Genomic DNA, 22,362 nt, shown 5'->3' with positions numbered 1-22,362 from the left:
GTTGTCAGATCGCGGGATGTATCGGCGAAAGCCCCGGCACGTCCACCGTGAAGGTGAAGAGATCCCCGGCGTTCGGTTGTGCGGCCAGTTCGGCTTCCGACAGACCCTTGCGCGCGGTGGTTGCGTAGACCGTCCTGAGGTCCGCGCCGCCGAAGGCGATCTTGGTGACGTTGGCGACGGGGAACTCCACGCGCTCGATAAGGGTGCCGTCAGGGGCGAAGCGGGCGACGCCCCAGCCGCCGAACAGGCCGACCCAGATATGGCCCTCGCTGTCTACCACCGGACCGTCGGGATAGCCCATGCCTTCGGGAATGCGCGCGAAGAGCCGCGCCTCGCCGGGGTGGCCGTCCGCGCCGACCGGGGCGGCCAAGATCGCTCGCTCCAGCGTGTCGACGAGGTAGACGGTGCCGCCGTCCGGCGAGAAGGCCGGGCCGTTGGTGATGACCATCGGATCGGGCGACAACGCGGTCAGCGCGCCGCCGTGGAGGCGATAGTAGCCGCCGCTCGGCGCCTCCTCGGTGTTGTCCATGGTGCCGAGCCAGACCGAACCGTCCGGGTGAACGGCCGCGTCGTTCAGGCGATTGCCGGGCATGTCGGGCTCCACCGCGTGGAGGAGCGTGAAGGCCCCGTTCGCGCAGCGATGGACGCCTGCCTTCGCGCCGACCAGCAGCGCGCCGTCCCTGAGGGGGAGCACCCAGCCGGGCTCCTCGGGCGCGGCCACGGTGTCGAGTGCGCGCGATGCCGGATCGAAGCGGTGCAGCTTGTGGCCCTTGATGTCGACGAACCACAGGCAGCCGCGCGCCGCGTCCCACACCGGGCCTTCGCCCAGCGTCGCGCCGACCTTGCAGGCGACGGCGGGCGTGATGACGGCGGATGCCATGTCAGCGCCAGCCCGCGTCGACGAAGTACTCGTGCCCGGTGCACATGCGCGCGTCGTCGGAGGCGAGGAAGAGTGCGAGCGCCGCCACGTCGGCGGGCTGGACGCGCGCCTTGAGGCACTGCGCGTCGAGGATCTCCTGCTCGCCTTCGGGCGTGTACCACTTTTCCTGACGCGGGGTCTGCACATTGCCGGGGACGATGGCGCAGACGCGGATGTTCCGCTCGCCCAGTTCGCGGGCCATGGCGCGGGTCATGCCCTCGATCGCGGCCTTCGCGGTCTGGTAGAGCGAGAGCTGGTCGAGCGCGAGGTGCCAGCTGATCGAGCCGAAGTTCAGGATCACGCCGCCGCCTGCGGCCTCCATGAAGGGCACGGCGGCCTGCGCGGCGAAGAACAGGTGGCGCAGGTTCACCGCCATGCGGTCGTCCCAGTACTCGGGCGTCACGTCTTCGAGCGCGTGGCGGTCGTCGTTGGCGGCGTTGTTGATGAGGATGTCGAGGCTGCCGAATGCATCGTGCGCCGCCGCGACCTGCGCCTTCACGAAATCGAGATCCTTCAGGTCGCCCGCGACGAAGTGCGGGGTGAAGTCCACCGTCCCGTCGAGGCTCGCCACAAGAGCCTCGGAAGGGCCGGCGGCGATGTCGACGAAGTGGACCTTCGCGCCCTGCCGCGCGAAGGCCTCGACCAGCGCCGCGCCGATGCCCGAGCCGCCGCCCGAGACGAACACCCCCTTGCCGGCGAGAGAGGGAAAGCGCGCCGTGTGGGTGGCCGGTTCAGGGGTGGCGGTGGTCAGCATCGTGGTCCTTTGAGAGTCGGGTGTTCAGGCGCGCAAGGAGAGGGCAGAGGGTCAGGCGAGCTCGTCGGCCTTGGCGCCGATCAGGCCGCGCGCGGCAAGGTTGCGGTAAAGGGCGGAAATGCCGTTCTCCCACGCCGGGGCCTCGCTGGAGGTAGCGACGGTGTTGACCAGCGTGCCGAGGCGGTCGCTGGAGATCGCGACGACATCGCCGATCCGGTGCGTGAAGCCGCGGCCCGGCGCCTCGCGGTCCTGCGTCGGCGCGAAGAGGGTGCCGAGGAACAGCACGACGCCGTCCGGGTACTGGTGCTCGGAGAAGCACTGGTGAAGCAGGTCGAGCGGCGGGCGGCTGATTTCCGACATGCGGCTTTCGCCTGCGAGCAGGAACCCGTCGCGGCCCTCGATGCGCAGCAGCACCTCGGCGCTCTCGACGTCGGCCATGGTGTAGCCCTGATCGAACAGGCGCACGAAGGGGCCGACCGAGCAGCTGGCGTTGTTGTCCTTGGCCTTGCCGAGCAGGAGGGCCGAGCGGCCTTCGAAATCGCGAAGGTTGACGTCGTTGCCGAGCGTCGCACCCACGGCCTTGCCGCGTGCGTCGGAGAGGATGACGATCTCCGGCTCCGGGTTGTTCCAGTCCGAATCCGAGCGCACGCCGATGGTCGCGCCCGAGCCCACGGTGGAGAGCACCGGCGACTTGGTGAAGATCTCCGCATCCGGGCCGATGGCGACTTCGAGGTACTGCGACCACATCCCGTCCTCGATCAGCGCGGCCTTGAGCGCCATCGCCTCGGACGAGCCGGGGACGACCGAGCGGATCGAGCCGCCGATGCGCTCCTCGAGCCCGCCGCGCACGGCCTGCGCCTTGGCGGCGTCTCCGCGCGCGCGTTCCTCGATCACGCGTTCCAGCGCCGAGACGGCGAAGGTCACGCCCGCGGCCTTCACGCACTGCAGGTCGATTGGGCTGAGCAGGGTGGCCTTGGCCAGCACCGCTTCCGCATCGCCGAGCGCCTTGCCCTCGGCGGCGTTGAACGCGCCGGCATCGACGAGGTCGGCCACTGTCGGGGCGACGCGGCTCATGTCGTAGGCGATGCCGCCGCTCAGCAGCACCGGGGTCGGGCCTTCGCCAAGGTCGATGCGGCCGAGGAACAGCCCTTCGCGCCAGTCGGCGGGGAGCATGGAGAGGGTATCGGTCATGTCGTGTCGCTCCTTCAAAGCGCGCGGAACTTGAAGTCGGTGAAGCGGGCCTCGCCCTGTCCGGCCGCGTAGAGGCCGGGGCGCAGCATCAGGAAGCCGCCGCGCACGTTGTGGTGGTAGCCGGAGACTTCCATGCCGCGGTCGAACCGCTTCCACGTCTTGCCGCCGTCGCCGCTGGTGTGGAAGGCGATGATATGGCGGTCGTTGCGGACGCGCATCAGCATCTTGCGGCCATGGTAGTTGGCAGGGCGTCCACGTTCGATCCCGTACTGGTGCGTGACGAACTTCGCAGCATCGAACCCGAGCCCGCAATATAGCTGTTGGTCGTAGAACAGCAGCAGCCCTGCGGTGACGCCGGGGTCGATCTCGATCCCGCACTGGAACTCGTAGGCCCGGTCTCCTGCGATCAGCAGCAGCGGCGAGGAATCGACCGGGGCCTTGCCGGTGGCGGTGAGATGCAGCGTCTTGTCCGCCACCCGCGCGCGCTTCGCCTCATCCGGGGCGGGCTTGAAGAAGTTCCAGCGGCGGCCGAGTTCGAGGGTCGAGAAATCGTCCGACAGCGGCATCCCGTGCGGGCCTGCCTTGGTGCCGCCCCTGGGCGCGGCGATCGGCTTCGACAGGTCGCCGCCCTGCATGTGGAACCAGCCGTCCGGCGTCCAGGTCACCGGATCGAGCAGGGTCTGGCGGCCGAGCGTCCAGAAGTCCTTCTCGTAGCCGTGATAGACCGACCACCAGTCGCCCGCCGGTCCTTCGAACAGCGTGGCGTGGCCGCGCGACCACCAGGCTTCCGACAGGTCGGTGGTGCGCACGATGGGGTTGTGCGGGCAGTTCTCCCAAGGGCCGTGGATCGACTTCGACCGCGCGGCGATGACCATGTGGCCGGTCGGCGGACCGGCGGTGCCGCCCACGGCGGTGACGAGGTAGAAGTACTCACCGCGCCGCACGATCTTGGGGCCTTCGGGCGAGAAGCCCTCGACGTCCCAGTCCTCCGGGTAGTGCCAGGGGTCGTAGACGTGCTCCACCTTGCCGACGGTCGAGAGGCCGTCGGGCGCGAGGCGGATGCGGTCGCCGCCGGAAAGGAAGAGCCAGCGCGATCCGTCCTCGCCCACGGCATGGCCGGGGTCGATGTGGTCGGGCAGGCCGAGGCTGATCGGCTCGCTCCACGGGCCTTCCGCCTTGTCCGCCCAGACGACGTACTGCGCGTTGGGGCTGGCCTTGACGGTGAAGTAGATGAAGAACCGGCCGCCGTGCTTGCTGATGTCCGGTGCCCAGACCGAGCCGAGGTTCTTCTTGAGCGCGGCGGTGAGCGGACGCCAGTTGATGAGATCGCGCGAGTGCCACACGACGAGGCCGGGGTACGAATCGAAGGTCGAGAAGGTCATGTAGTAGTCCTTCCCGTCCCGCACGATCGTCGGGTCGGGATGGTCGCCTGCCATGATGGGGTTGAGATACGTCCCGTCGCCGAGATCGGCGTGGCGCTGGTCGTCGAACCCGCGGCGGTACTTCGGCGCGGCCTTGCCGGTGGCCACGGCGCCGGATGCCGGGCCCGCTGCAGCGGCGGCGCGGGCTGCGGGACCGGACACCGCTGTCAGTGACACCGCTCCCACGGCTGCGGTCAGAGCCTCGCGGCGGTCGAACTTCATCCCTCTCTCCATTCTGTGTTCCTTGATGCTAGCGCTATCATTCGTGTCGTGGGTGTCAATGAAAATTGCAGGAAAGCTTGATCGCCGCGCCTGACGTCATACAAGCGTAAGGATGCACGATCGGACTGGAAAACCGCGGGACGGCGAGCCCACCATCGAGGACGTGGCGGCGGCTGTCGGCGTCTCGATCCGCACCGTTTCGCGCGTGCTCAACAAGTCTCCGAAGGTGAACGCCGAGACGCGCCAGCGGATCGAGGAGGCCATCGCCGCGCTCAACTTCAAGCCGAGCGCGCGGGCGCGGGCGCTGGCGATGGGGCGCTCGTTCCTGATCGGGCTGATCCACAACGACCGCAACGCGCTGGTGCTCGATTCCATCCAGCGCGGCGTCGTCGCGGTGACGGCGAAGGCGGGGTACGAACTGATCGTCCACCCGACGCCGCTGGAATCGGCGGCGGCGATAAGCGACGTGCTGGCTTTCGTGGAGCGCTCCCGCGTCGACGGGCTGGTCGTGCTGCCGCCGGTGTCGGGCGTGCCCGGTCTGGCCGAGGCGCTGGCGGAAGCGAAAGTGCCCGCAGCGGCGCTGTCCTCGGTGCCGATCGCCGGTTTCGCCGACGTCATCGTCAGCGAGGAGCGCGAGGCGGGCGCGGAAGTCGCGCGGCACCTGCTCGACCTCGGCCATCGGCGGCTCGGGCTCATCAACGGGCCTGCCGATACCTTTTCGGCCACGCAGCGCCGCGAAGGGTTCCTTGCGGAAGCGGGGAACGGCGGCGCGTCCGTGATCGAGGCCCCGGGCGATTACGGCTTCGGCTCGGGCGTGGCGGCGGCTGAGCACCTGCTCGCGCTGGCGGACCGCCCGACCGGGATCTTTGCCGCCAATGACATCATGGCGGCCGGGCTGCTCAAGGTCGCGGCCAGCCGCGGCATCGCGGTTCCGGGCGAGCTTTCGGTGGTCGGCTTCGACGGCAGCCTGCTGACGCAGATGCTGACCCCGGCGCTGACCTCGGTCATGCGCCCGTTCGGCGAGATGGCCGGAGCCGCCGCCGCGCGCCTCATCGCGCGGATCGAGGGCGACGGCACCCCGCCGCCCTGCGAGGGTCGGATGCAGGTGGTCGCGGCGGAATCGACGGGGCCTGCTCCGGGGTAGAGGGCTTACCCTAACCTCGTCATTCCCGCGAAGGCGGGAACCCATCTGCTGACATCGCCGATGACGCCGACGCCGGATGGATACCCGCCTCACGGGGAACTTATGCGGGCAAAGCCTCCAGCCGCCCCGCCTCCAGCGCCGCGATCCCGGCCTCGACAGCCTCGACGAAGCGGGTGTCGTTGCCGAGTTCGCCGAACACCTCGCGCATCGCCAGTACGCGCCGCCAGTCGCCCGCGCGCTCCAGCAGGGGCGCGGCGAGGGGGTCGGTGATGGTCCGGCCTTCCTCGGCCGCAGCGGCGAGGAAGCGCAGCCATGCCGCGATGGGCAGGGCCAGCCGCTCGATCGGGCGGCCGGCGGCGAGGGCCTCGCGCGTGGTGTCGAGCAGGCGGTAGGGCAGCTTCTGCGATCCGTCCCATGCGATTTGCGACAACAGGTGGCGAATCGCGGGGTTTGCGAAGCGCGCCAGCACGTCCGAGATGTAACGCGACAGGTCGAGCCCTGGCGGCGCGACCACCGAAGGCGCGATGTCGTCGCGCATCAGCCGTTCGGCGAAGGCGGCGAGTTCGCGGTCCGCCATCGCGTCCGCCACCGTCTCCAGCCCGCGACCGAGGCCGATATAGGCCAGCGCCGAGTGCGGACCGTTGAGCAGGCGCAACTTGGCCGCCTCGAACGGACGCACCTCGCTGGCGAAAGTCACGCCCGCCACGTCGAGCGCGGGGCGCTCACCGGCGAAGCGATCCTCGATCACCCACTGGGTGAAGCGTTCGCGCTGGATCGGCCAGGCGTCCTCGAGCCCGGTCGCCTCGGCCACGCGGTTGCGCAGGGCGTCGTCGGTCGCGGGGGTGATCGAATCGACCATGGCATTCGGGAAGGCGCAGGTTTCCGCGATCCAGCGTGCCGTCTCGGCGTCGATGACCTCGGCGAGCGCGATGGTCGCGACTTCGAGCTTGCGACCGTTGTCGGTGAGGTTGTCGCAGCATAGCACGGTCATGCCGGGCAGGCCCGCCAGGCGCCGCGCCTGAAGCCCGCGCACCAGCCAGCCGGTGAACGAGCCGGGCGTCCAGCCCTCTGTCTTCGAGGCCTCGACATCGGCCTTGATCGCCGGGTGCGCGAAGTCGAGCGTGCCGTCCGCGCCGAGGCAATAGCCCTTCTCGGTCACGGTGGAACTGACGATGCGCGTGTCCGCATGCGCCAGCGCGGCGAGGATCGCCTCGGGCTCATCCTTCGTCAGCACCTTCAGGATCGAGCCGATCACGCGGTACTCGGTCTCTGCGTCGAGCAGCGCCAGCGTGTAGAGGCCGTCCTGCGGGGTGAGCGCGTCGGCCACGCCCCGCGAATTGAGGCTGACGCCGGTGATGCCCCAGCGCGGATCCTGCGCGAGCAAGGTGTCGAACGCGGCGGCCTGATGCGCCCGGTGGAACGCGCCGGGGCCGAAGTGGACGACGCCCGCCTTCACGGCAGTGCGGTCGTACTGCGGCTGCGCGACGGCGGCAGGCAGCGCGGCGAGGGTATTTGCGGAGAGACGGGTCATGCCGGTTCCACCTCGCGCACGGGGGCTTCGAGGCCATAGGCCTTGCGGACGAGGCCGACGGTCAGTTCCTGCGCCAGTTCGGCGGCCTCCCAGTCCTCCATGCGGTGCTCGGCGACGAGGCGTGCCAGGAAGCCGCAGTCGATGCGGCGGGCAACGTCGTGGCGTGCCGGGATCGACAGGAACGCGCGGGTGTCGTCGTTGAAGCCGACCGTGTTGTAGAAACCAGCCGTCTCGGTGGTCATCTCGCGGAAGCGGCGCATCCCCTCGGGGCTGTCGTGGAACCACCATGCCGGGCCGAGCTTGAGGCACGGATAATGGCCCGCCAGCGGCGCGAGTTCGCGGGCGTAGGTCGTTTCGTCCAGCGTGAAGAGGATGACCTTGAGCGCAGGCTCGTTGCCGAACAGGTCGAGCATCGGGCGCAGCGCCTCGACGTATTCGGTCGGACGCGGAATGTCGGCGCCCTTGTCGCGGCCATGGCTGGCGAAGAGCTTGGCGTTATGGTTGCGCGTCGCGCCGGGATGGATCTGCATGGTCATGCCGTCCTCCAGGCTCATGCGCGCCATTTCGGTCAGCATCTGCGCGCGGAACAGTTCCGCCTCGTCGGCGTCGGCCTTGCTTGCCATGACCTTGGCGAAGAGCGCTTCGCATTCGGCGGTCGAGAGGTTGGCGGTGCGTGCGGTCAGGAAGCCGTGGTCGGTCGCCGTCGCGCCCATCGCGCGGAAGTCGGCACGGCGCTTGCGGTGCGCGGCGAGATAGCCGGTCCAGCTTTCGACGTTCTCGCCCGAAAGGTCCGCGAAGCGGGCGATGTCGCGCGCGAAGCTGTCATGCTCCGGGTCGATCACCGAGTCGGGGCGGTAGGTGGTGACGACGTTGCCCTTCCAACCCGAAGCGCGGATCGCCTTGTGGTGCTTGAGGTCGTCACCGGCGCCCTCCGTGGTGGCAAGCAGTTCGATGTTGAACCGCTCGAACAGCGCGCGCGGGCGGAATGCGGGCGAGGCGAGGGCTTCGGCGATGGTATCGTAGTAGAAGTCCGCCGTGCTCTCATCCAGCGCCACGTCGATGCCGAAGACTTCGCCGAAGACGTGGGGCAGCCACATGCTCGACGGGGTGCCGCGAAACAGCTTCCAGTTCGCCGCGAACAGCCGCCATGCCGCGCGCGGGTCGGTCGCGGGCATAACGCCGCCCTTGCGCGGCACCGCCAGCGCGTCGAGGTCGATGCCCTGCGAGTAGAGCATGCGGAACAGGTAGTGGTCGGGCGCGAGCAGCAGTTCGGTCGCGTTCGTCCACGGCGCGTCGGACGCGAACCATTCGGGATCGGTGTGGCCGTGGGGGCTGATGATCGGCAGGTCGGCGACTTCGGCGTAAAGCTCGCGGGCGATGGCGCGCGTCGTCGGGTCGGCGGGGAGCAGGCGGTCGGGGTGCAGCGAGAGCTTGGGCATCTTTGACTCCAAGGGCATGTCGTTGCGGCTCGATTACCGAGTTGTGCCAGCGCTGGCAATGCTGTATCGGCACGGCATGGTCGAAACGCTCTCCAAGCCCGTCAACGTGATGCGCATCTCTGCCGAGGATGATGTCGCCGTCGCCCTCGCCCCGCTCGAAGCCGGTACGGATGTCGCGGTGGACGGGCAGGTGGTGCATCTGCTCGACGCGATTCCGGCGGGCCACAAGTTCGCCGTCGCGCAGGTTGCGGCGGGTTCGCCGGTGCGCCGCTATCGCGCGCCGATCGGCCTCGCCACGCGCGACATCGCGGTGGGCGAGCATGTCCACACCCACAACGTCCACACCGCGCTTTCCGGAGAGAAGGCCTATGCCTTCAGCGGCGCGGCTGCCGAAACGAAGCACGCATCGGGACCGGAACGCACCTTCCGCGGCTACGTCCGCCCGGACGGCAGCGTCGGCACGCGCAACGAACTGTGGATCCTGCCCACCGTCGGCTGCGTCGGTCGCCTGGGTGAGCGGCTTGCGGCCAAGGGCAACCTCATCGCGCCCGAGAACGTCGACGGCGTCCATGCCTTCAACCACCCGTTCGGCTGCTCGCAGCTCGGCGCGGATCTTGACGGGACGGCGGCGGTGATCGCCTCGCTGGCGCTCAACCCCAATGCGGGCGGCGTGCTGTTGCTCGGCCTCGGCTGCGAATCGAACCAGCTTGAGGAACTGCTCAAGCGCATCCCCGAGGACCGGCGCGACCGCCTGCGGGTGCTGCGCGCCCAGTCGGAGAGCGACGAGTTCGCGGCCGGGCAGGCGCTGATCGGCGAACTGCTCGACCTGATGGCGCAGGACCGGCGCGAGGAAGTGCCGCTTGCCAAGCTGCGCCTCGGAGTGAAGTGCGGCGGCTCGGATGCGATGAGCGGCCTGACCGCCAACCCGTTGATCGGGCTCATGGCCGATGCCGTGACCGAAGCGGGCGGCGCCGCGATCCTGACCGAGATCCCGGAGATCTTCGGCGCGGAGAACCTGCTGCTCGAACGCGCCACCAGCGAGGAGGTGTTCGACAAGCTCTCGACCCTCGTGAACTCGTTCAAGCGCTATTTCCTCGACCATGGCGAGCCGGTTTCCGAGAACCCCAGCCCCGGCAATATCGCCGGCGGCATCACCACGCTGGAGGAAAAGTCCCTCGGCGCGGTGCAGAAGGGCGGCCTCGCGCCGGTCTGCGATGTGATCGGCTACGGCGAGCGGCTGTCGCAGGAAGGGCTGACCGTGCTCGAAGCGCCGGGCAACGACGCCGTCTCCACCACCGCGCTGGCGGCGGCGGGGGCGACAATCACGCTGTTCTCTACCGGGCGCGGAACGCCGCTCGGCAGCCCGGTCCCGACCGTCAAGATCGCGTCCAATCACGCGCTGGCGGAGCGTAAGCCGGGCTGGATCGACTTCGATGCCGGGCTGGTGCTTGACCTCGGCATGGCGGGCGCGGCGGACGTGCTGCTCGACCGGATCATCGCCATCGCCAGCGGCGAGCCCGCCCGCAACGAGAGCAACGACGAGCGCGCCATCGGCATCTGGAAGCGCGGCGTCACGCTCTAGGAGCCACCGCCTTTCCATCCACACCTTTGCCGGATTGTGTCGCGAGGGGGTTGCGTTGACGCCGGTTCGGTTTCAATTCTGCAACAAACCGCTTGAACGTGGAACGGCTTTTCGGTGTGACTGGTATTGAAGACGCGGGTTCCTGCGGGCTCGCGGTTGTCCTGCTGTCGAATCGTGACAGGCTGCGCGCGTATCTGCTGGCGCGCGGCGCGGGCGACATTGCCGACGATCTGCTGCAGGAAATGTGGATAAAGGCCTCCGCGATCCACAAGGATGTGGAGCCGAGCCCGCTCTCCTATCTGTTCCGCATGGCCGAGCGGCTGCTGCTCGACACCTGGCGGCAGGGCAACCGCCGCTCCCTGCGCGATTCCAACTGGGCGGAGGTCAACGATCGTGGGGCCGACCCCTCCGCCGAACATGCGCTGATCGCCCGGCAGGAAGTGGGCATCGCCACCAGCCGCCTGCGCGCGCTGGGCGACCGGGTGGAGCACGTGTTCCGCCGCTACCGCATCGACGGGGTGGAGCAGCGCGTGATCGCGCAGGAACTGGGGGTCAGCCTCAGCACCGTCGAGAAGGACTTGCGCAAGGCCTACGCGGCGCTTCTGGAGATTCGGAGCGGCCTCGATGCGGATTGAGCCGGTCGGCGGCGTTATGCGCCGGAGAAAAATATGATGAACAAGAACGCTCTCGAGGAGGAAGCGCTCGACTGGGTGATCCGGCTGGGTGATCCGGGCTTTGCGGACTGGGACGCGCTGACCGCATGGCTCGCAGTCTCGCCCGATCACGCGCGCGTATTCAACGCGCTGCAACTGGCCGAGGCCGACGTGCTGGAGGACATCGCGGAGGAAGCGCCAGACACGCCGCCGGTCGCCGTCGAGCCTGTGCAGCCCGTCTCCAACGACAACCCGTCGCAGGCTCGTCGCTTCTGGCCCATGGGCCTGGCGGCGGGCGTGGCGGCGCTGGTTGCGGTGGGCGTATGGTGGGCCTCCGCGCGCGAGGATGCAGGCGCGCCCTGGCAGGAATACCGCACCGCAGACGGCGCGCGCCGCGAACTGCGGCTGGCCGACGGCACGCAGGTCCGCATGAACGGCGGCACGGTGCTCCGGGTCGATCCCAGTGGCCGCGGTGCGCAACTGCTCTCGGGTGAGGCGCTGTTCGAGGTGCGCCACGACGCCGCACATCCCTTCACGGTAACGGCGGGCGAGGCGACGATCACCGATCTCGGCACCCGGTTCGACGTCACCAGCGCGGAGGGCCGCGTCACCGTAGGCGTTGCCGAAGGTTCGGTGGCGCTCGCGGGCAAGGGCGAGGAGCGCGTGGAACTGACCGCCGGGCAGGGCGGCGAACTCAGCGGTTCGCGGCTGCGCGCGTTCGAGGTCGCGCCCGGAAGCGTCGCCGCGTGGACCGAGGGGCGGCTCAGCTACGAGGACGCGCCGGTCGAGCAGGTCATGGCCGATGTCCGCCGCGCCACCGGGCTGCGGCTGACGCCCGGCCCCGTCCCGGGCGGCCGCTTCACTGGCACCATCGGGCTCGATGGACCGCCCGAGGCCCTGCGCGCGAAGCTTGTGCTGCTGCTGGGCGCCGCCGAGGAGGAGGGCACGGCGAACTGACATGCGCGGGATCGGCGCTACCGCGCTGGCAGTCGTGCTCGCGCTCGGCCCGCAGATGGCCGAGGCGCGCGACCTCGCGATCCCGCCGTGTACGCTGGGCGAGGCGATCGACATCATTGCCCGTGGCACTGGCGCCAGCATCGGCACCACCAACCCGACCCTGCTGCGCCGCCGCGTGCCCCGCATCCGCGTCTCGGGCGGGGTCGAGGCGATGCTGCGCCAGATCCTTGGCGAAGGGGTGGTGCTGCGGCGGGTCGGCGGCGACGCCTGGCTGATCGTCGGGTTGCGGCGGCTGGAGGAGGCTGCCTCATCGCCGCCCACGCTTTCCGCGCCGCCGACCATCGCCAGCATCGTCCACGGCCCAGCGATCATGGTCGCCGCCAGTCGCCGCGACGCGTCGCTCCACGCCTTGCCGTTCGCGGCGCAGGTCGTCACCGGTGACGCGCTTGACGCAGGCAGCGGCGCGCACGGCACCGACGCCATTGCCGAACGCGTCGCGCTGATCTCGGCCACGCATCTCGGGCCGGGGCGCGAGAAGCTGTTCCTGCGCGGGATCGCCGATTCCAGCTTCGCCAGCACCCGCGCGGCCACCGTGGCGCAATACCTTGGCGAGCAGCGGCTGACCTATCGCGCGCCCGATCCGGGGCTGCTGCCCTACGATCTCCAGCAGGTCGAGGTGCTGCCGGGGCCACGCGGGGCGCTGTACGGCGCAGGCGCGCTCGGCGGCATGATCCGCCTCCAGCCCCGCGCCCCCGAACTTGCCGAGGTTTCGGCGCAAGGGTGGGGTGGTGTCTCCACCACGGCGCACGGAGCGACCGGCGGCGATGTCGGCGGTGTCCTCAACCTTCCGCTGGAGCAAGGGCGCATCGGCCTGCGCGCGACCGGATACCGCGTCGAGGCGGGAGGCTACATCGACGATGCGACGCGGGGGGCGAAGGACGTCAACCGCACGCTGACCACGGGCGGCAGGCTGGCGCTGCGCTGGCAGGCGCAGGACTGGACCGCCGACCTCACCGGCGCGGCGCAGGGCGTGCGCAGCCGTGACGCACAGTACGCCGAGCCCGAAGCCGCAGGCAGCCTAGCCCGCCGTACCGGGGTAGCGGAGCCATCGTCCGACAGCATCGCGCTCGCTTCGGCCACGCTGCGGAGAGAAGGCGGGCCGGTTCGCTTCAGCGCGACCTTCGGCGGCGTCCGGCAGCGGGTTTCGGAGCGTTACGCAGCCACCACGCTCGACCGCCGTCACGTCATCTTCCACCAGGCCGAGCGCACGCGGTTGCTGAGCGCAGAGATGCGGGCATGGCGGGATGCGGATGGTAACGCGGTCGGTTGGCTGGCGGGGGTGAGCATGCTTGCCAGCCATGCCGTGCAGACGCGGAGCCTTGAGCCTGACGCACCGGACAATTTCGTGCATGTACGCAACGATAACCTTGAGTTGAATGCTTTCGGCGAAGCGGCGTGGCAGGCAGCGCCCGGCCTCAAGCTGACGGGCGGCCTGCGCCTGACGCGCGTCACGCTGGACGGGCGCGCGGATGGCAGGCTTGAGAGCTTTCAGGTACTGTTTTCCGATGATCCGACACTGGTCGAGGTCGAGCGCACGGTGACGCGCGTGCTGCCGTCGATCTCGGCGCACCTTGAACTGGCCGGCGGTGCCCGCGCCTTCGTGCGTTACGAGCGCAGCTTTCGCCCCGGCGGCGTCGCTGCAGGTGAGGTTTCACGCAAGTTCGCTGGCGACCGCATCGGCACGCTGGAGGTGGGCGTGAGAGAGGCCGCGCTGGGGCCGCTGGCGATCGACGCGACGCTGGCATGGAGCCGCTGGCTCAACGTGCAGGCAGACCTGCTGGCGGCGATCGGGATCACGTTTACCGAGAACGTCGGCAATGCGCGCGTCCTGTCGGCCGACATCGCCGTGCGTGCGCAAATCACCGGGCGTCTCCAGGCAGAGGCGGCCGCCATGCTCATCGACGACCATCTGAAGGCAAGCAGCAGGAACATTCGCGGCGGCAGCAGTTCGCTGCCGAATGTGCCTGCCATGACGCTGCGCGGGCAGGCGCGCTACCGCGTGCCTATCGACGCGGAACGCAGCCTACGGTTGGATGCGGCGCTCATCCATGAAGCGCGATCCGTGCTCGGCGCGGGGCCGGAACTCAACCTGCATCAGGGGCCGGTGACGCGGCTGGACCTTGGCGCGCGACTGGATCTGGGCGACTATGCGCTGTCGCTGTCGGTTGAGAACCTGTTCGACGCGCGGGGCAACCGGTTCGCGCTGGGCAATCCCTTCACGCTGGCTCAGGGCCCGCAGACGACACCGCAGCGCCCGCGCACGATCCGGGTGGGGTTCGAGGCGCGGTTCTAGGAGTTTCGTTTTTGCCCGCTGCCCTTGCCTGCGCAGTGGCGACGGGAAGTGGGGAAGCGTTCGCTCATTCCACGACGAGGAAATACTCCGCCGCGCGGTTCCCGGCGTTGCGCACTTCGATCACGTAACGCTGGGTGAACAGCGGGATCCAGCGGCAGGCGCGGCGGGCGTCGTTGGTGGTGCAGACCGGGCGCCGTTCGGCGTCGAGAACCTGCAATGTGACCGGCGAGTCGCCCGGCGTCGACAGCGCGATGCTGGCCTTCTTGCCGGACAGGAAGACCTGCTCGAAGCTGTCGCTGCCGCCGGGCTGGGTCTTGCCGGTGCGGTAGCCGGGGCCGAGCGGGCTGCCGCGCAGTGGGGCCAGTTGTCCGGGCACGAGCGCGCGCCATGCGGGCACCGGGTCGACGCCCTGCCAGCCGTCGAGCGGGCGTGCTCCGGCGCGATCGATCACGCCGAGGGCGCGGGCGAGCCCTTCGTTGTCTGCATGGCCCTGCGCGCTCTGCGCGGTCGCGAGCGCAAGGGCGACGCGCTCGCCGACTTCGGGCTGTTCGTCGTGCGCGGACAGGGGCGCGGCGATGGCCAGCGCTGCCACGGCTGCGGCAAGGGCCACGCCATGCAGGGCGGGGCGGGTCGTCTGAACGTTCATCGTCTGAACTCCGGGGCAACCGTGAAGCAGGCGCCTCTTTCGCTGGGTGCGAGCGAAATCTCAAGGTGGTGTCGTTCGGCGATCGCGCGGCACAAGGCAAGACCGAGGCCCGCCCCTTCGGTGCCGAGTGAACTGCCGCCGCGGGCGAACTTGGCGAAGATGCTCTCGCGCTGGTCCTCGGGAATGCCCGGCCCGTCGTCGCTGACGATCAGCACCGGCCCCCGGCGCAGCGTCAGGCGGACGGTGCCGCCGCGCGGGACGAACTTGAAGGCGTTGTCGAGCAGGTTGGTGACGAGGCGGGTGAGCGACATTTCCTCGCCCTCGATGGTCACGCCGAGCTCGATGTCGAGCACCAGCTTGTGGCCCGATTCATCGGCGCTGTCGGCGTAGAGCTCGCCCAGCCGCGCGGCCATGATGCTGAGGTCCACCGGGGCGAGGCCGTGACGGTCGCCGCGCCGGGCCTCGCTGGCGGCGATGTCGAGCAGCGATTCGAGCATGCGGATGATGCCCCGGATCTCGGTGCGCGCGTCGGCGATGCGGGCGGCGGTCTCGGCGTCGGGGGTGGCGGCGAGGGCCTTCACCAGCCGGTTGTCGAGGTGCATGAGCGGCGTGCGCATTTCGTGCGCGACATGGTCGGTGGTTTCGCGATGCGCGGCGGCGAGGCGCTTGAGGCGGGCGAGGGCATTGCCGGAGTGCGCGGTCAGCTCGTCGATCTCGTCGCGGCCTGCCGACCCGCGCGCGAGCTCTTCCAGCGCGGCGTCGTCGGGCTGGCGGAAGGCGGCGTTGATGCGCTCCAGCCGTCCGGCAAGGCGGTGCGCGGCGGTCCAGCCGCCGAGCGCCACCGCCAGCACCGCCAGCAGGCCCCCGGTCAGGAACACCAGCGCCACCTGCCGCAGCAGCATGGAGAGGTCGCGATACTCGTGCGCCACCAGCAGCTTGAGGTTCGGGCCGAGCTGCGTGGCGCGGGCGAAGGCGCGGCTGCCGCCCTCGATGCGGATGTCGGCGGCCTCGGAGATGCCCGCGTGGAGCCCCGGCCATTCGGTGAGGTCGCCCGCGATCCGCGCGCCTTGCGCATCGGCGAGCAGGTAGTGCGCCGGATCGGCGTTGCGCGGCTGGAGCGCGAGGCGGTCCTTGATGCGCTTGGCCAGCTCGCTCTCGTCGCCGCTGGCGTAGATGTCGACCATGCCCGCAAGGTCCACATCGACCGCGCGTTCCAGCGCCTGCCGGTTGGACCGCTCGATAGTGGCGTTGGTGAGCAGCCACAGCCCGAAAGTGATCGTCGCCGCCGTCGCGATCGCCCACAGCACGATCTGCGCGAAGATCGAGTGGCGGATGAAGACCAGGCGGCTCATGGTCTGGAAATCCGCCGCGGGCGGATTTCACGGCACCGGCCCACGCCCCCACCCGGCCTCCCATCAGGATACACTGGAGTGGGAGGCCGGGTGGGGGCGTGGGCCGGTGCCGTAACCAGCAGAGCCATCACCGCCCGTCCAGCAGCCGGTAGCCGGACCCCCAGATCGTCTCGAGCGCGGGCTTGTCGAAGCCGTCCTCGAGCTTGCGGCGCAGGCGGCCGATGTTGACGTCGACCACGTTGGTCTGCGGGTCGAAGTTCATCTTCCACACGTCGCGCAGCAGCATCTCGCGCGTCAGCACCTCGCCCGCGTTCTCCATGAAGTAGCGGAACAGCTCGAATTCCTTGGGGCTGAGCGAGAGGTGGCGGTTGTCGCGAAAGGCGGTGCGCGCCTTCACATGGCATTCGAACGCGCCGTAGAGGATCACGGCGGAGTGCTCGCGCCCGGAGGAGCGGCGGTGCAGCGCGCGCAGGCGGGCGAGCAGTTCCTCGCCCTCGAACGGCTTGGCGAGATAGTCGTCCGCGCCCGCGTCGAGCCCTTCGGCGCGGTCGGTGGTGCGGCCCAGCGCGGAGAGCAGCAGCACCGGTGTGCCGACGCCGCTCTCGCGCAGGCGCGACAGGATGGTGATGCCGTCGAGGTCGGGCAGCATGCGGTCGAGGATGATGACGTCGAACCGCTCCGCTCCCGCGCGTTTCAGCCCGTCGTTGCCGGTGGCGCACCAGGTCAGCGAATCGCCCGAGAGGCTGGCGAGTTCCTCCACCTGGGAGGCGGCGCGCGAATCGTCCTCGATGTAGAGGATGCTGAGCCCGCTCATGCCCCGCGCTCCGCCGGGGTGCCGATGGCGGCCGACCGGCCTGCGGCGCGCGAGAGGCCCTCCCGGCCCTCGACACGCTGAGGCCCACCGACCGCCACCGGGCTATGCGAGGCCACAAGCCGCCCAAGGGGACTGGGACGACGGCCTGTCCGGCCCCGAAACATGCCGGGAAGCACGGGGAAACCACGCAAGGTGGCAAGATCGCCGACGTCGCGGCGTGATGAAGTCGGGTTGCGAATGACCTTTTCCCCCGGCAACGGAAGCCGACCCTCGCTTCGGCCGCCGCTGCTCACGTTATGTCGTCTCATGGATATACGACAGCGCCGCGCGGGTCGCCTGACAATGCTTGTTATTGGGCGCTTGTTATGGGGCTTGTTAAGCGGCTCTCATGGAGCCGCCACGCGGCGGGAGCACTGCCCCCGCCGCGCCGGGCCGCAGGTCAGCGCGCCTTGGGTGCCGCCGCGGAGGCGTCCACCGGCAGGCCGCCGAGCTGCGCCACCAGCTTGGTATAGGCGTCGAGATAGGCGAGCACGATGATCTGGCCAATCTGCGTGTTCTGGTAGCCGCCGCCGCCCACGCCGCCGAAGGTGCCGCCGAAGAAGCCGCCGCCACCGCCGCCGAAGCTCACGTCCGACTTGCGCGCGTAGCCTTCGGTCAGCGCCTCTTCCACGGTGGTGCGCGAGTTGACGACCGAGAGCGTCACGTTCGCCTCGCCCTTCTTGACGTTGAGGCCGCCCGCAATGGCGCCCACGCCGCGTCCGAAGAAGCCGCCGACGCCGCCCAGCACGCCGCCGAGGCCGCCGCCGCCCGAGTTGTTGTTGGTCGAGACGATGTCGGGCTGGAGGAAGTAGTCGGCGGCCTTGATCTGGCCCTTGCCGATGTTGGAGCCCTTCTGCAGTTCACCCTGCTCGGCCAGCGCGCGCTCCATGGCGCTGTTCTGGAGCGAGCGGCCGCGATTGACCATGGTGAAGCAGCCGGACTTCTGCACGAAGACGCGCAGGATCGCTTCGGGGCTGCCGAGGCTGAGTTCGCGCCACCACTGGTTGTCGGGCTCGATGATCGCCACGGTGCCAAGGTTCTTGGTGCATACCGGGATGGCCTGCGTGCCCTGCGACTGCAGCTTGCGGCCGGACGACTGGTCGGCAAGCGCCGGAGTGGCGGCAACGGCGGCGAGCGCGGCAACCGCGCAGATCAGCGTCTTCATGACGAACGATGCTCCCTTGTTTTCCCGCGCACCCGCGCGGACTGCCCGATCCCCAGGGCGACGAACTCCTTATGCGGTCACTCTTGCACGAACAAATGACGATGTCTGTGAGAATCTTTCGCAAATACAATGTCAGGAGGGATTTACCGCCATGTTGTCGATGAGCCGCGCCGGGCCGATCCGCGCGGCCACGATCAGCCGCATCGGCCCTTCCGAACGGGCGGCGAGCGGGGCCAGGTCGTCGGCGTCGCGCAGCTCGGCGTAATCGATGGAGCGGAAGCCTCCGGAAAGGATGCCCGCCTGCATCCGCGCCAGCGTCGCCGGGACGTCCGCGCCGCCCTCGATCGCGGCGATGGCGGCGCGCATCGCGGTCGGCAGGGCGACGGCGGCGGCGCGTTCATCGGCGGAGAGGTAGGCATTGCGCGAGGACATGGCGAGCCCGTCCGCCTCGCGCACCGTCGCCACGCCGAGGATTGCATCGGCGGCGGGACGCGTGAGGTCGAGGTCGCGCGCCATGCGGCGGATCACCGCCAACTGCTGCCAGTCCTTCTCCCCGAACAGCGCGACGTCGGGCATGACCTGGTTGAACAGCTTGCACACCACCGTCGCCACGCCGTCGAAGTGGCCGGGCCGCGAGGCGCCGCACAGCCCTTCGCTCACGCCCGCGACGGAGATGTTCGAGGCGAAGCCCGCCGGGTACATCGCCTCCACCGTGGGCGCCCACAGCACGTCCACGCCTTCCGCCTCCAGCAGTGCCGAGTCGCGCGCGAGCTGGCGCGGATAGGCGTCGAGATCCTCGTTCGCACCGAACTGGAGCGGGTTGACGAAGATCGAGACGACCACGCCCGCCGCGCGCTTCCTGGCCTCGCGCACCAGCGTCAGATGGCCGTCATGCAGCGCGCCCATCGTGGGGACGAGCGCCACCGGACCGGCCTCGCGAAGCCGGGAGACAGCATTGCGCAGTGGATCAAGAGCGTGGACGGTTTGCATTGGGCTTGGCTGCTCCGGTATGATGCGCGCGACCGAAAGGCGCACCGGCCCTTAACCCCGGCGCGGCTACGGGGGCAAATTGATTTGAAACGTCGGGCCGAACACCGGTCCCGCGAGCAGGATAACGGTCACGTGACAGCGCATCGCATTGTCTTCGCCAACGAGAAGGGCGGCACCGGCAAGTCCACCACCGCCGTCCATGTCGCCATCGCGCTCGCCTATCAGGGCGCCAACGTCGCCTGCATCGACCTCGATCACCGCCAGCGCACGCTCTACCGCTACCTCGAGAACCGCATCGAGACCGAGCGCAAGCGCGAGATCGCGCTGCCCGGCGCGCGCTTCGCGGTCTACGACGGCGACGACATCGGCGAACTGGACGACCTCGCCGAGCAGATCGCCGACGGTTACGACTTCCTCGTCTTCGACACGCCGGGCCGCGACGATCCCTTCGCGCGCCACGTCGCGACGACGGCGGACACGCTGGTGACGCCGCTCAACGACAGCTTCGTCGACTTCGACCTTCTCGGCCAGGTCGAGAGCGAGACCTTCAAGGTCAAGCGCCTGTCGTTCTACGCCGAAGTCATGTGGGAAGCCCGCAAGAAGCGCGGTTTGAAGACCATCAACGAAGGCCGTCGCGAACTGGACTGGGTGGTCGTGCGCAACCGCGTCCAGCACGTCGAGGCGCGCAACATGCGCCGCATCGACGGCGCGCTTCAGGAACTGTCCAAGCGCGCGGGCTTCCGGGTGGCGGCGGGCCTGTCCGAACGCGTCATCTTCCGCGAGCTGTTCCCCTCCGGCCTGACCCTGCTCGACAAGGGCCATTTGGGCGATCTCGCCACCAGCCACCTCGTCGCCCGGCAGGAACTGCGCGGGCTGGTGGCGGGGCTCAACCTGCCGGTGCCGGGCAAGGGCGAGTCGCAGCCCGCCTACGCCGAAGCCGGCTGACGGAGCGCCGCCGTGGTCAAGCTGCTGTGGCTGGTCGCGCTCGCCTGCGTGGCGTGGCGCATGTATTCCGGGCGCTGGCCCTGGGAGAAGAAGCGCAAGGTCGCCGGTCCCTCGTTCGAGGCCGCACAGGCGCGCGCGCTGCTGGGCGTTGAGGCCGGCGCCGACCGCCGCGAGATCGTCGAGGCCCACCGCCGCCGCATCGCGCAGGTCCATCCCGACCGCGGCGGCTCGTCCGAACAGGTCCACCAGGCGAATGCGGCGCGGGATCTGTTGCTGGCGCTGCTACCGGTCGAGGGGTAGGGGCGGGCGTTATACGCGCCTCCGAGTTTCCGTCGCCCCTGCGAAGGCAGGGCCCCATCCCGAGCTAGCCGATTTGCGGTGAGCACGGCTCCGTAACGATAGACCTGATAGGCCCCTGCCTTCGCAGGGGCGACGGGGTTGGGGAGCGGTCATCCCTCATCCCGGCGCGCCTGGGTGGTTTCCGGTCATCTAGACTTCGGACGCGCGCGGTAGACAATTGCCGTGCTGTACTGAGCGCCAACCAGATCTCCATAACGGTCTGACGCAGGCCGAAATCGAGCGTAACGCAGCATTCCATCGCAAGCGGCTTTGTCCAAGGCGGTGATGTTGCTGCTTGCGTAAGCTTGGCATCTAGAAACCCGGCCATTTTCGGCTACCCAAAGCCTGACTCCAACTCGGACAGCATTCATGGACGGTGCTAATTTAACTGATTGAACAGCGTTAATTTTTGCCATCCATGCCGCTTCGTTGAGCGGCTTGACAGGGCGCTCAGTCTTGTAATGGAAACTGCTGTTTCTTTTATAGCTTCTTGCTGCTTCATCGTCATTTGCCCCGCGACATCCAGTAGCGATCTGAAAATTGGCGGATAATCCAACCTTCTGATTATATCGCTTTATAGCATCTGCATACTGCCAGATTTTTTCCTTAGGTATTTTGCAAGAAGATGAAAGAACGTCTGAATAATAAATCCCTCCTCTTGAGATCAGCCGATCCTCATTCTTTCTTGATTTACAGGCGATCCTCGGAATGAACCGACCATCGAAAGGATTGTTACTTTCGTACACACGGAAGTCTTTATTGCGAAGGCTATCCGCAGCGTTTGCACCTAAGCCTTTCACGTAGGTCTCAAGGCAAGCTCGGAAAGTCTTACTTTCTTGCTTTGCCTCCGCATTCACCGACGCTGCGGTCGATGCTGCAACGCCGAGTAATGCTCCCGACACAAATAGCCTCATCGTCATTTCCGCCAGTAATACCATGCATAGCTATCAAATTTTCTGATACGCGGGGCACTTTAGCAACATGCTAAACTCGGGCGTCCGCAAAGGGACGTATCCGGACTGCCCTCTGTCCTACAGCAACGCTACCGGGGTAATGTCAGCGAATGCTTCAGCCCAGCCAGCCCATCCACCTGTCGTGCCCCGATCAGGCCAGCGCAAGGCGACATCCCGGCGAGCGTAAGGCGACACATTTCCCGTGCAAGGCGACACTATCACCTCGCAAGGCGACACATCGCGCCCACAAGGCGACACTTTCCGGCCCAAGGGGACACCTTCTCCCCCTGGACCGTGTAAACCGTGTAAACCTGTCGCCTTGAACGCGGTCCTTACTTGGCCTCGGCGATCAGCTTGAGCGCCTCGGGCGAGGTCCAGTCGTTGCCGCCGGTGTAGCGCCACACTTCCTTGCCCTGAGCATCGAACAGGATCGTCACCGGCAGGTTGCCGCCGTACTGGAAGCCGAGGTCGCCCTGCTCGTCCACCCAGGGCTGGATCTGCTCCAGCTCGCGGCGGCGCAGGATCTCGACGACCTTGTCGGTCTGGCCCATGTCCTGCGAGATCGGCAGGATGGTGACGCCCAGCTCCTGCTCGCGCTCGATCAGCTTGTTGAGCGTAGGCATTTCGGCGATGCAGGGCGCGCACCAGGTAGCCCACAGGTTCACCAGCAGCGGCTTGCCCTTGAACGAGGAGAGTTCGAGGCTTTCGCCGGTATTGTCGACCAGGCTGACGGTCGGCATCGGCTCGCCCTTGTGCGAACGGTCGATCTTGCCGTCCGCCGCGGCGGGCTTGGCGGCGGCATCCTGCTTCGCTTCGGATGAAGCCTGCGGTTGCGCGTCCTTCCCGCCTTTACTATCGCAGCCCGCGATCACGAGGGCCGAGGCCCCGGCCAGCGAACACAGGACGAGCGACTTGAGCGAACGGGAAGACAGCAAGGCGGCAGGCTCCAACCA

Annotated in this window: 20 protein-coding genes; 7 read left to right on the top strand and 13 right to left on the bottom strand. The window is 68.6% G+C overall.

The features are described from left to right. Positions 1-4: 4 nt before the first annotated feature. From LO787_RS18910 to LO787_RS18895, 4 genes are read right to left on the bottom strand one after another with little or no spacing between them, the layout of a single operon-like run. Positions 5-880 (bottom strand): SMP-30/gluconolactonase/LRE family protein, encoded by an 876-nt coding sequence (locus LO787_RS18910; RefSeq protein ID WP_232492530.1) that lies wholly within the window; start codon positions 878-880, stop codon positions 5-7. Position 881: 1 nt separating this feature from the next. Beyond that, on the bottom strand, positions 882-1,673 hold the full coding sequence (gene xylB / locus LO787_RS18905; RefSeq protein ID WP_232492529.1) for a D-xylose 1-dehydrogenase: 792 nt from the start codon (positions 1,671-1,673) through the stop codon (positions 882-884). Between the two features lie 51 nt (positions 1,674-1,724). Further along, complete coding sequence (locus LO787_RS18900; protein ID WP_232492528.1) at positions 1,725-2,864, bottom strand: fumarylacetoacetate hydrolase family protein; 1,140 nt, start codon at positions 2,862-2,864, stop codon at positions 1,725-1,727. A gap of 14 nt (positions 2,865-2,878) precedes the next feature. Next, positions 2,879-4,507, bottom strand: a complete 1,629-nt coding sequence (locus LO787_RS18895; protein ID WP_232492527.1) for a family 43 glycosylhydrolase — start codon at positions 4,505-4,507, stop codon at positions 2,879-2,881. Positions 4,508-4,619: 112 nt separating this feature from the next. Here LO787_RS18895 and LO787_RS18890 point away from each other — a divergent pair, with 112 nt between their 5' ends. After that, on the top strand, positions 4,620-5,651 hold the full coding sequence (locus LO787_RS18890; RefSeq protein WP_232492526.1) for a LacI family DNA-binding transcriptional regulator: 1,032 nt from the start codon (positions 4,620-4,622) through the stop codon (positions 5,649-5,651). A gap of 100 nt (positions 5,652-5,751) precedes the next feature. Here LO787_RS18890 and LO787_RS18885 read toward each other — a convergent pair whose 3' ends face one another. Continuing rightward, positions 5,752-7,182: a mannitol dehydrogenase family protein gene (locus LO787_RS18885; RefSeq protein WP_232492525.1), complete on the bottom strand. Its 1,431-nt coding sequence runs from the start codon at positions 7,180-7,182 to the stop codon at positions 5,752-5,754. Further along, the gene (uxaC, locus tag LO787_RS18880) at positions 7,179-8,621 is read right to left on the bottom strand and encodes a glucuronate isomerase (protein ID WP_232492524.1); all 1,443 of its coding nucleotides are present in this window, start codon (positions 8,619-8,621) and stop codon (positions 7,179-7,181) included. Before uxaC ends, LO787_RS18885 begins: the two co-directional genes overlap by 4 nt. Positions 8,622-8,697: 76 nt before the next feature. Here uxaC and LO787_RS18875 point away from each other — a divergent pair, with 76 nt between their 5' ends. The 4 genes from LO787_RS18875 to LO787_RS18860 all read left to right on the top strand — a co-directional run bounded on the left by LO787_RS18875 (position 8,698) and on the right by LO787_RS18860 (position 14,166). Continuing rightward, positions 8,698-10,203 (top strand): UxaA family hydrolase, encoded by a 1,506-nt coding sequence (locus LO787_RS18875; protein WP_232496371.1) that lies wholly within the window; start codon positions 8,698-8,700, stop codon positions 10,201-10,203. Between the two features lie 116 nt (positions 10,204-10,319). Further along, positions 10,320-10,838, top strand: a complete 519-nt coding sequence (locus LO787_RS18870; RefSeq protein ID WP_232492523.1) for a sigma-70 family RNA polymerase sigma factor — start codon at positions 10,320-10,322, stop codon at positions 10,836-10,838. A 33-nt stretch (positions 10,839-10,871) separates the two neighbouring features. Further along, positions 10,872-11,813 carry a FecR family protein gene (locus LO787_RS18865; protein ID WP_232492522.1) on the top strand — a complete coding sequence of 314 codons (942 nt, stop codon included), beginning with the start codon at positions 10,872-10,874 and terminating at the stop codon, positions 11,811-11,813. Position 11,814: 1 nt separating this feature from the next. Next, positions 11,815-14,166: a TonB-dependent receptor gene (locus tag LO787_RS18860; protein WP_232492521.1), complete on the top strand. Its 2,352-nt coding sequence runs from the start codon at positions 11,815-11,817 to the stop codon at positions 14,164-14,166. Between the two features lie 64 nt (positions 14,167-14,230). On the opposite strand, the gene LO787_RS18855 is transcribed toward LO787_RS18860, so the two are convergent. The 5 genes from LO787_RS18855 to panC form a co-directional block, all read right to left on the bottom strand. Further along, positions 14,231-14,812, bottom strand: coding sequence for a hypothetical protein (locus LO787_RS18855; protein ID WP_232492520.1), 582 nt, complete (start codon positions 14,810-14,812; stop codon positions 14,231-14,233). Continuing rightward, positions 14,809-16,164 (bottom strand): sensor histidine kinase, encoded by a 1,356-nt coding sequence (locus tag LO787_RS18850; RefSeq protein WP_232492519.1) that lies wholly within the window; start codon positions 16,162-16,164, stop codon positions 14,809-14,811. The genes LO787_RS18855 and LO787_RS18850 overlap by 4 nt, the downstream gene beginning before the upstream one ends. 127 nt (positions 16,165-16,291) lie before the next feature. Continuing rightward, entirely contained in the window at positions 16,292-16,978 is a 687-nt protein-coding gene (locus LO787_RS18845; RefSeq protein ID WP_232492518.1) for a response regulator transcription factor, read from the bottom strand. A gap of 439 nt (positions 16,979-17,417) precedes the next feature. Then, complete coding sequence (locus LO787_RS18840) at positions 17,418-18,182, bottom strand: CsgG/HfaB family protein (protein WP_232492517.1); 765 nt, start codon at positions 18,180-18,182, stop codon at positions 17,418-17,420. Positions 18,183-18,314: 132 nt separating this feature from the next. Beyond that, on the bottom strand, positions 18,315-19,172 hold the full coding sequence (gene panC, locus LO787_RS18835) for a pantoate--beta-alanine ligase (RefSeq protein WP_232492516.1): 858 nt from the start codon (positions 19,170-19,172) through the stop codon (positions 18,315-18,317). A gap of 132 nt (positions 19,173-19,304) precedes the next feature. Between panC and LO787_RS18830 the strand changes: the two genes are divergently transcribed. Both LO787_RS18830 and LO787_RS18825 read left to right on the top strand, forming a co-directional pair. Then, positions 19,305-20,117: a division plane positioning ATPase MipZ gene (locus LO787_RS18830; protein ID WP_232492515.1), complete on the top strand. Its 813-nt coding sequence runs from the start codon at positions 19,305-19,307 to the stop codon at positions 20,115-20,117. 12 nt (positions 20,118-20,129) lie between these two features. Then, the gene (locus LO787_RS18825; RefSeq protein ID WP_232492514.1) at positions 20,130-20,417 is read left to right on the top strand and encodes a J domain-containing protein; all 288 of its coding nucleotides are present in this window, start codon (positions 20,130-20,132) and stop codon (positions 20,415-20,417) included. Positions 20,418-20,602: 185 nt separating this feature from the next. On the opposite strand, the gene LO787_RS18820 is transcribed toward LO787_RS18825, so the two are convergent. Together LO787_RS18820 and LO787_RS18815 are read right to left on the bottom strand one after the other, a co-directional pair. Next, the gene (locus LO787_RS18820; RefSeq protein ID WP_232492513.1) at positions 20,603-21,394 is read right to left on the bottom strand and encodes an energy transducer TonB; all 792 of its coding nucleotides are present in this window, start codon (positions 21,392-21,394) and stop codon (positions 20,603-20,605) included. Between the two features lie 347 nt (positions 21,395-21,741). Further along, on the bottom strand, positions 21,742-22,344 hold the full coding sequence (locus tag LO787_RS18815; RefSeq protein WP_232492512.1) for a TlpA family protein disulfide reductase: 603 nt from the start codon (positions 22,342-22,344) through the stop codon (positions 21,742-21,744). Between the last annotated feature and the right edge of the window lie 18 nt (positions 22,345-22,362).

Origin of the sequence: Novosphingobium kaempferiae (genome assembly GCF_021227995.1) — a bacterium.
Classification (GTDB): Bacteria; Pseudomonadota; Alphaproteobacteria; order Sphingomonadales; family Sphingomonadaceae; genus Novosphingobium; species Novosphingobium kaempferiae.
This window is presented reverse-complemented; position numbering and strand designations above follow the sequence as displayed.

Coding starts and splice junctions, on each gene's coding strand:
- LO787_RS18890 (WP_232492526.1), top strand. CDS start 4,620: ATGCACGATCGGACTGGAAAACCGCGGGACGGCGAGCCCACCATCGAG.
- LO787_RS18820 (WP_232492513.1), bottom strand. CDS start 21,394: ATGGTATTACTGGCGGAAATGACGATGAGGCTATTTGTGTCGGGAGCA.
- LO787_RS18910 (WP_232492530.1), bottom strand. CDS start 880: ATGGCATCCGCCGTCATCACGCCCGCCGTCGCCTGCAAGGTCGGCGCG.
- LO787_RS18850 (WP_232492519.1), bottom strand. CDS start 16,164: ATGAGCCGCCTGGTCTTCATCCGCCACTCGATCTTCGCGCAGATCGTG.
- LO787_RS18845 (WP_232492518.1), bottom strand. CDS start 16,978: ATGAGCGGGCTCAGCATCCTCTACATCGAGGACGATTCGCGCGCCGCC.
- LO787_RS18885 (WP_232492525.1), bottom strand. CDS start 7,182: ATGACCCGTCTCTCCGCAAATACCCTCGCCGCGCTGCCTGCCGCCGTC.
- LO787_RS18855 (WP_232492520.1), bottom strand. CDS start 14,812: ATGAACGTTCAGACGACCCGCCCCGCCCTGCATGGCGTGGCCCTTGCC.
- LO787_RS18860 (WP_232492521.1), top strand. CDS start 11,815: ATGCGCGGGATCGGCGCTACCGCGCTGGCAGTCGTGCTCGCGCTCGGC.
- LO787_RS18865 (WP_232492522.1), top strand. CDS start 10,872: ATGATGAACAAGAACGCTCTCGAGGAGGAAGCGCTCGACTGGGTGATC.
- xylB (WP_232492529.1), bottom strand. CDS start 1,673: ATGCTGACCACCGCCACCCCTGAACCGGCCACCCACACGGCGCGCTTT.
- LO787_RS18840 (WP_232492517.1), bottom strand. CDS start 18,182: ATGAAGACGCTGATCTGCGCGGTTGCCGCGCTCGCCGCCGTTGCCGCC.
- uxaC (WP_232492524.1), bottom strand. CDS start 8,621: ATGCCCAAGCTCTCGCTGCACCCCGACCGCCTGCTCCCCGCCGACCCG.
- panC (WP_232492516.1), bottom strand. CDS start 19,172: ATGCAAACCGTCCACGCTCTTGATCCACTGCGCAATGCTGTCTCCCGG.
- LO787_RS18900 (WP_232492528.1), bottom strand. CDS start 2,864: ATGACCGATACCCTCTCCATGCTCCCCGCCGACTGGCGCGAAGGGCTG.
- LO787_RS18875 (WP_232496371.1), top strand. CDS start 8,698: ATGGTCGAAACGCTCTCCAAGCCCGTCAACGTGATGCGCATCTCTGCC.
- LO787_RS18895 (WP_232492527.1), bottom strand. CDS start 4,507: ATGAAGTTCGACCGCCGCGAGGCTCTGACCGCAGCCGTGGGAGCGGTG.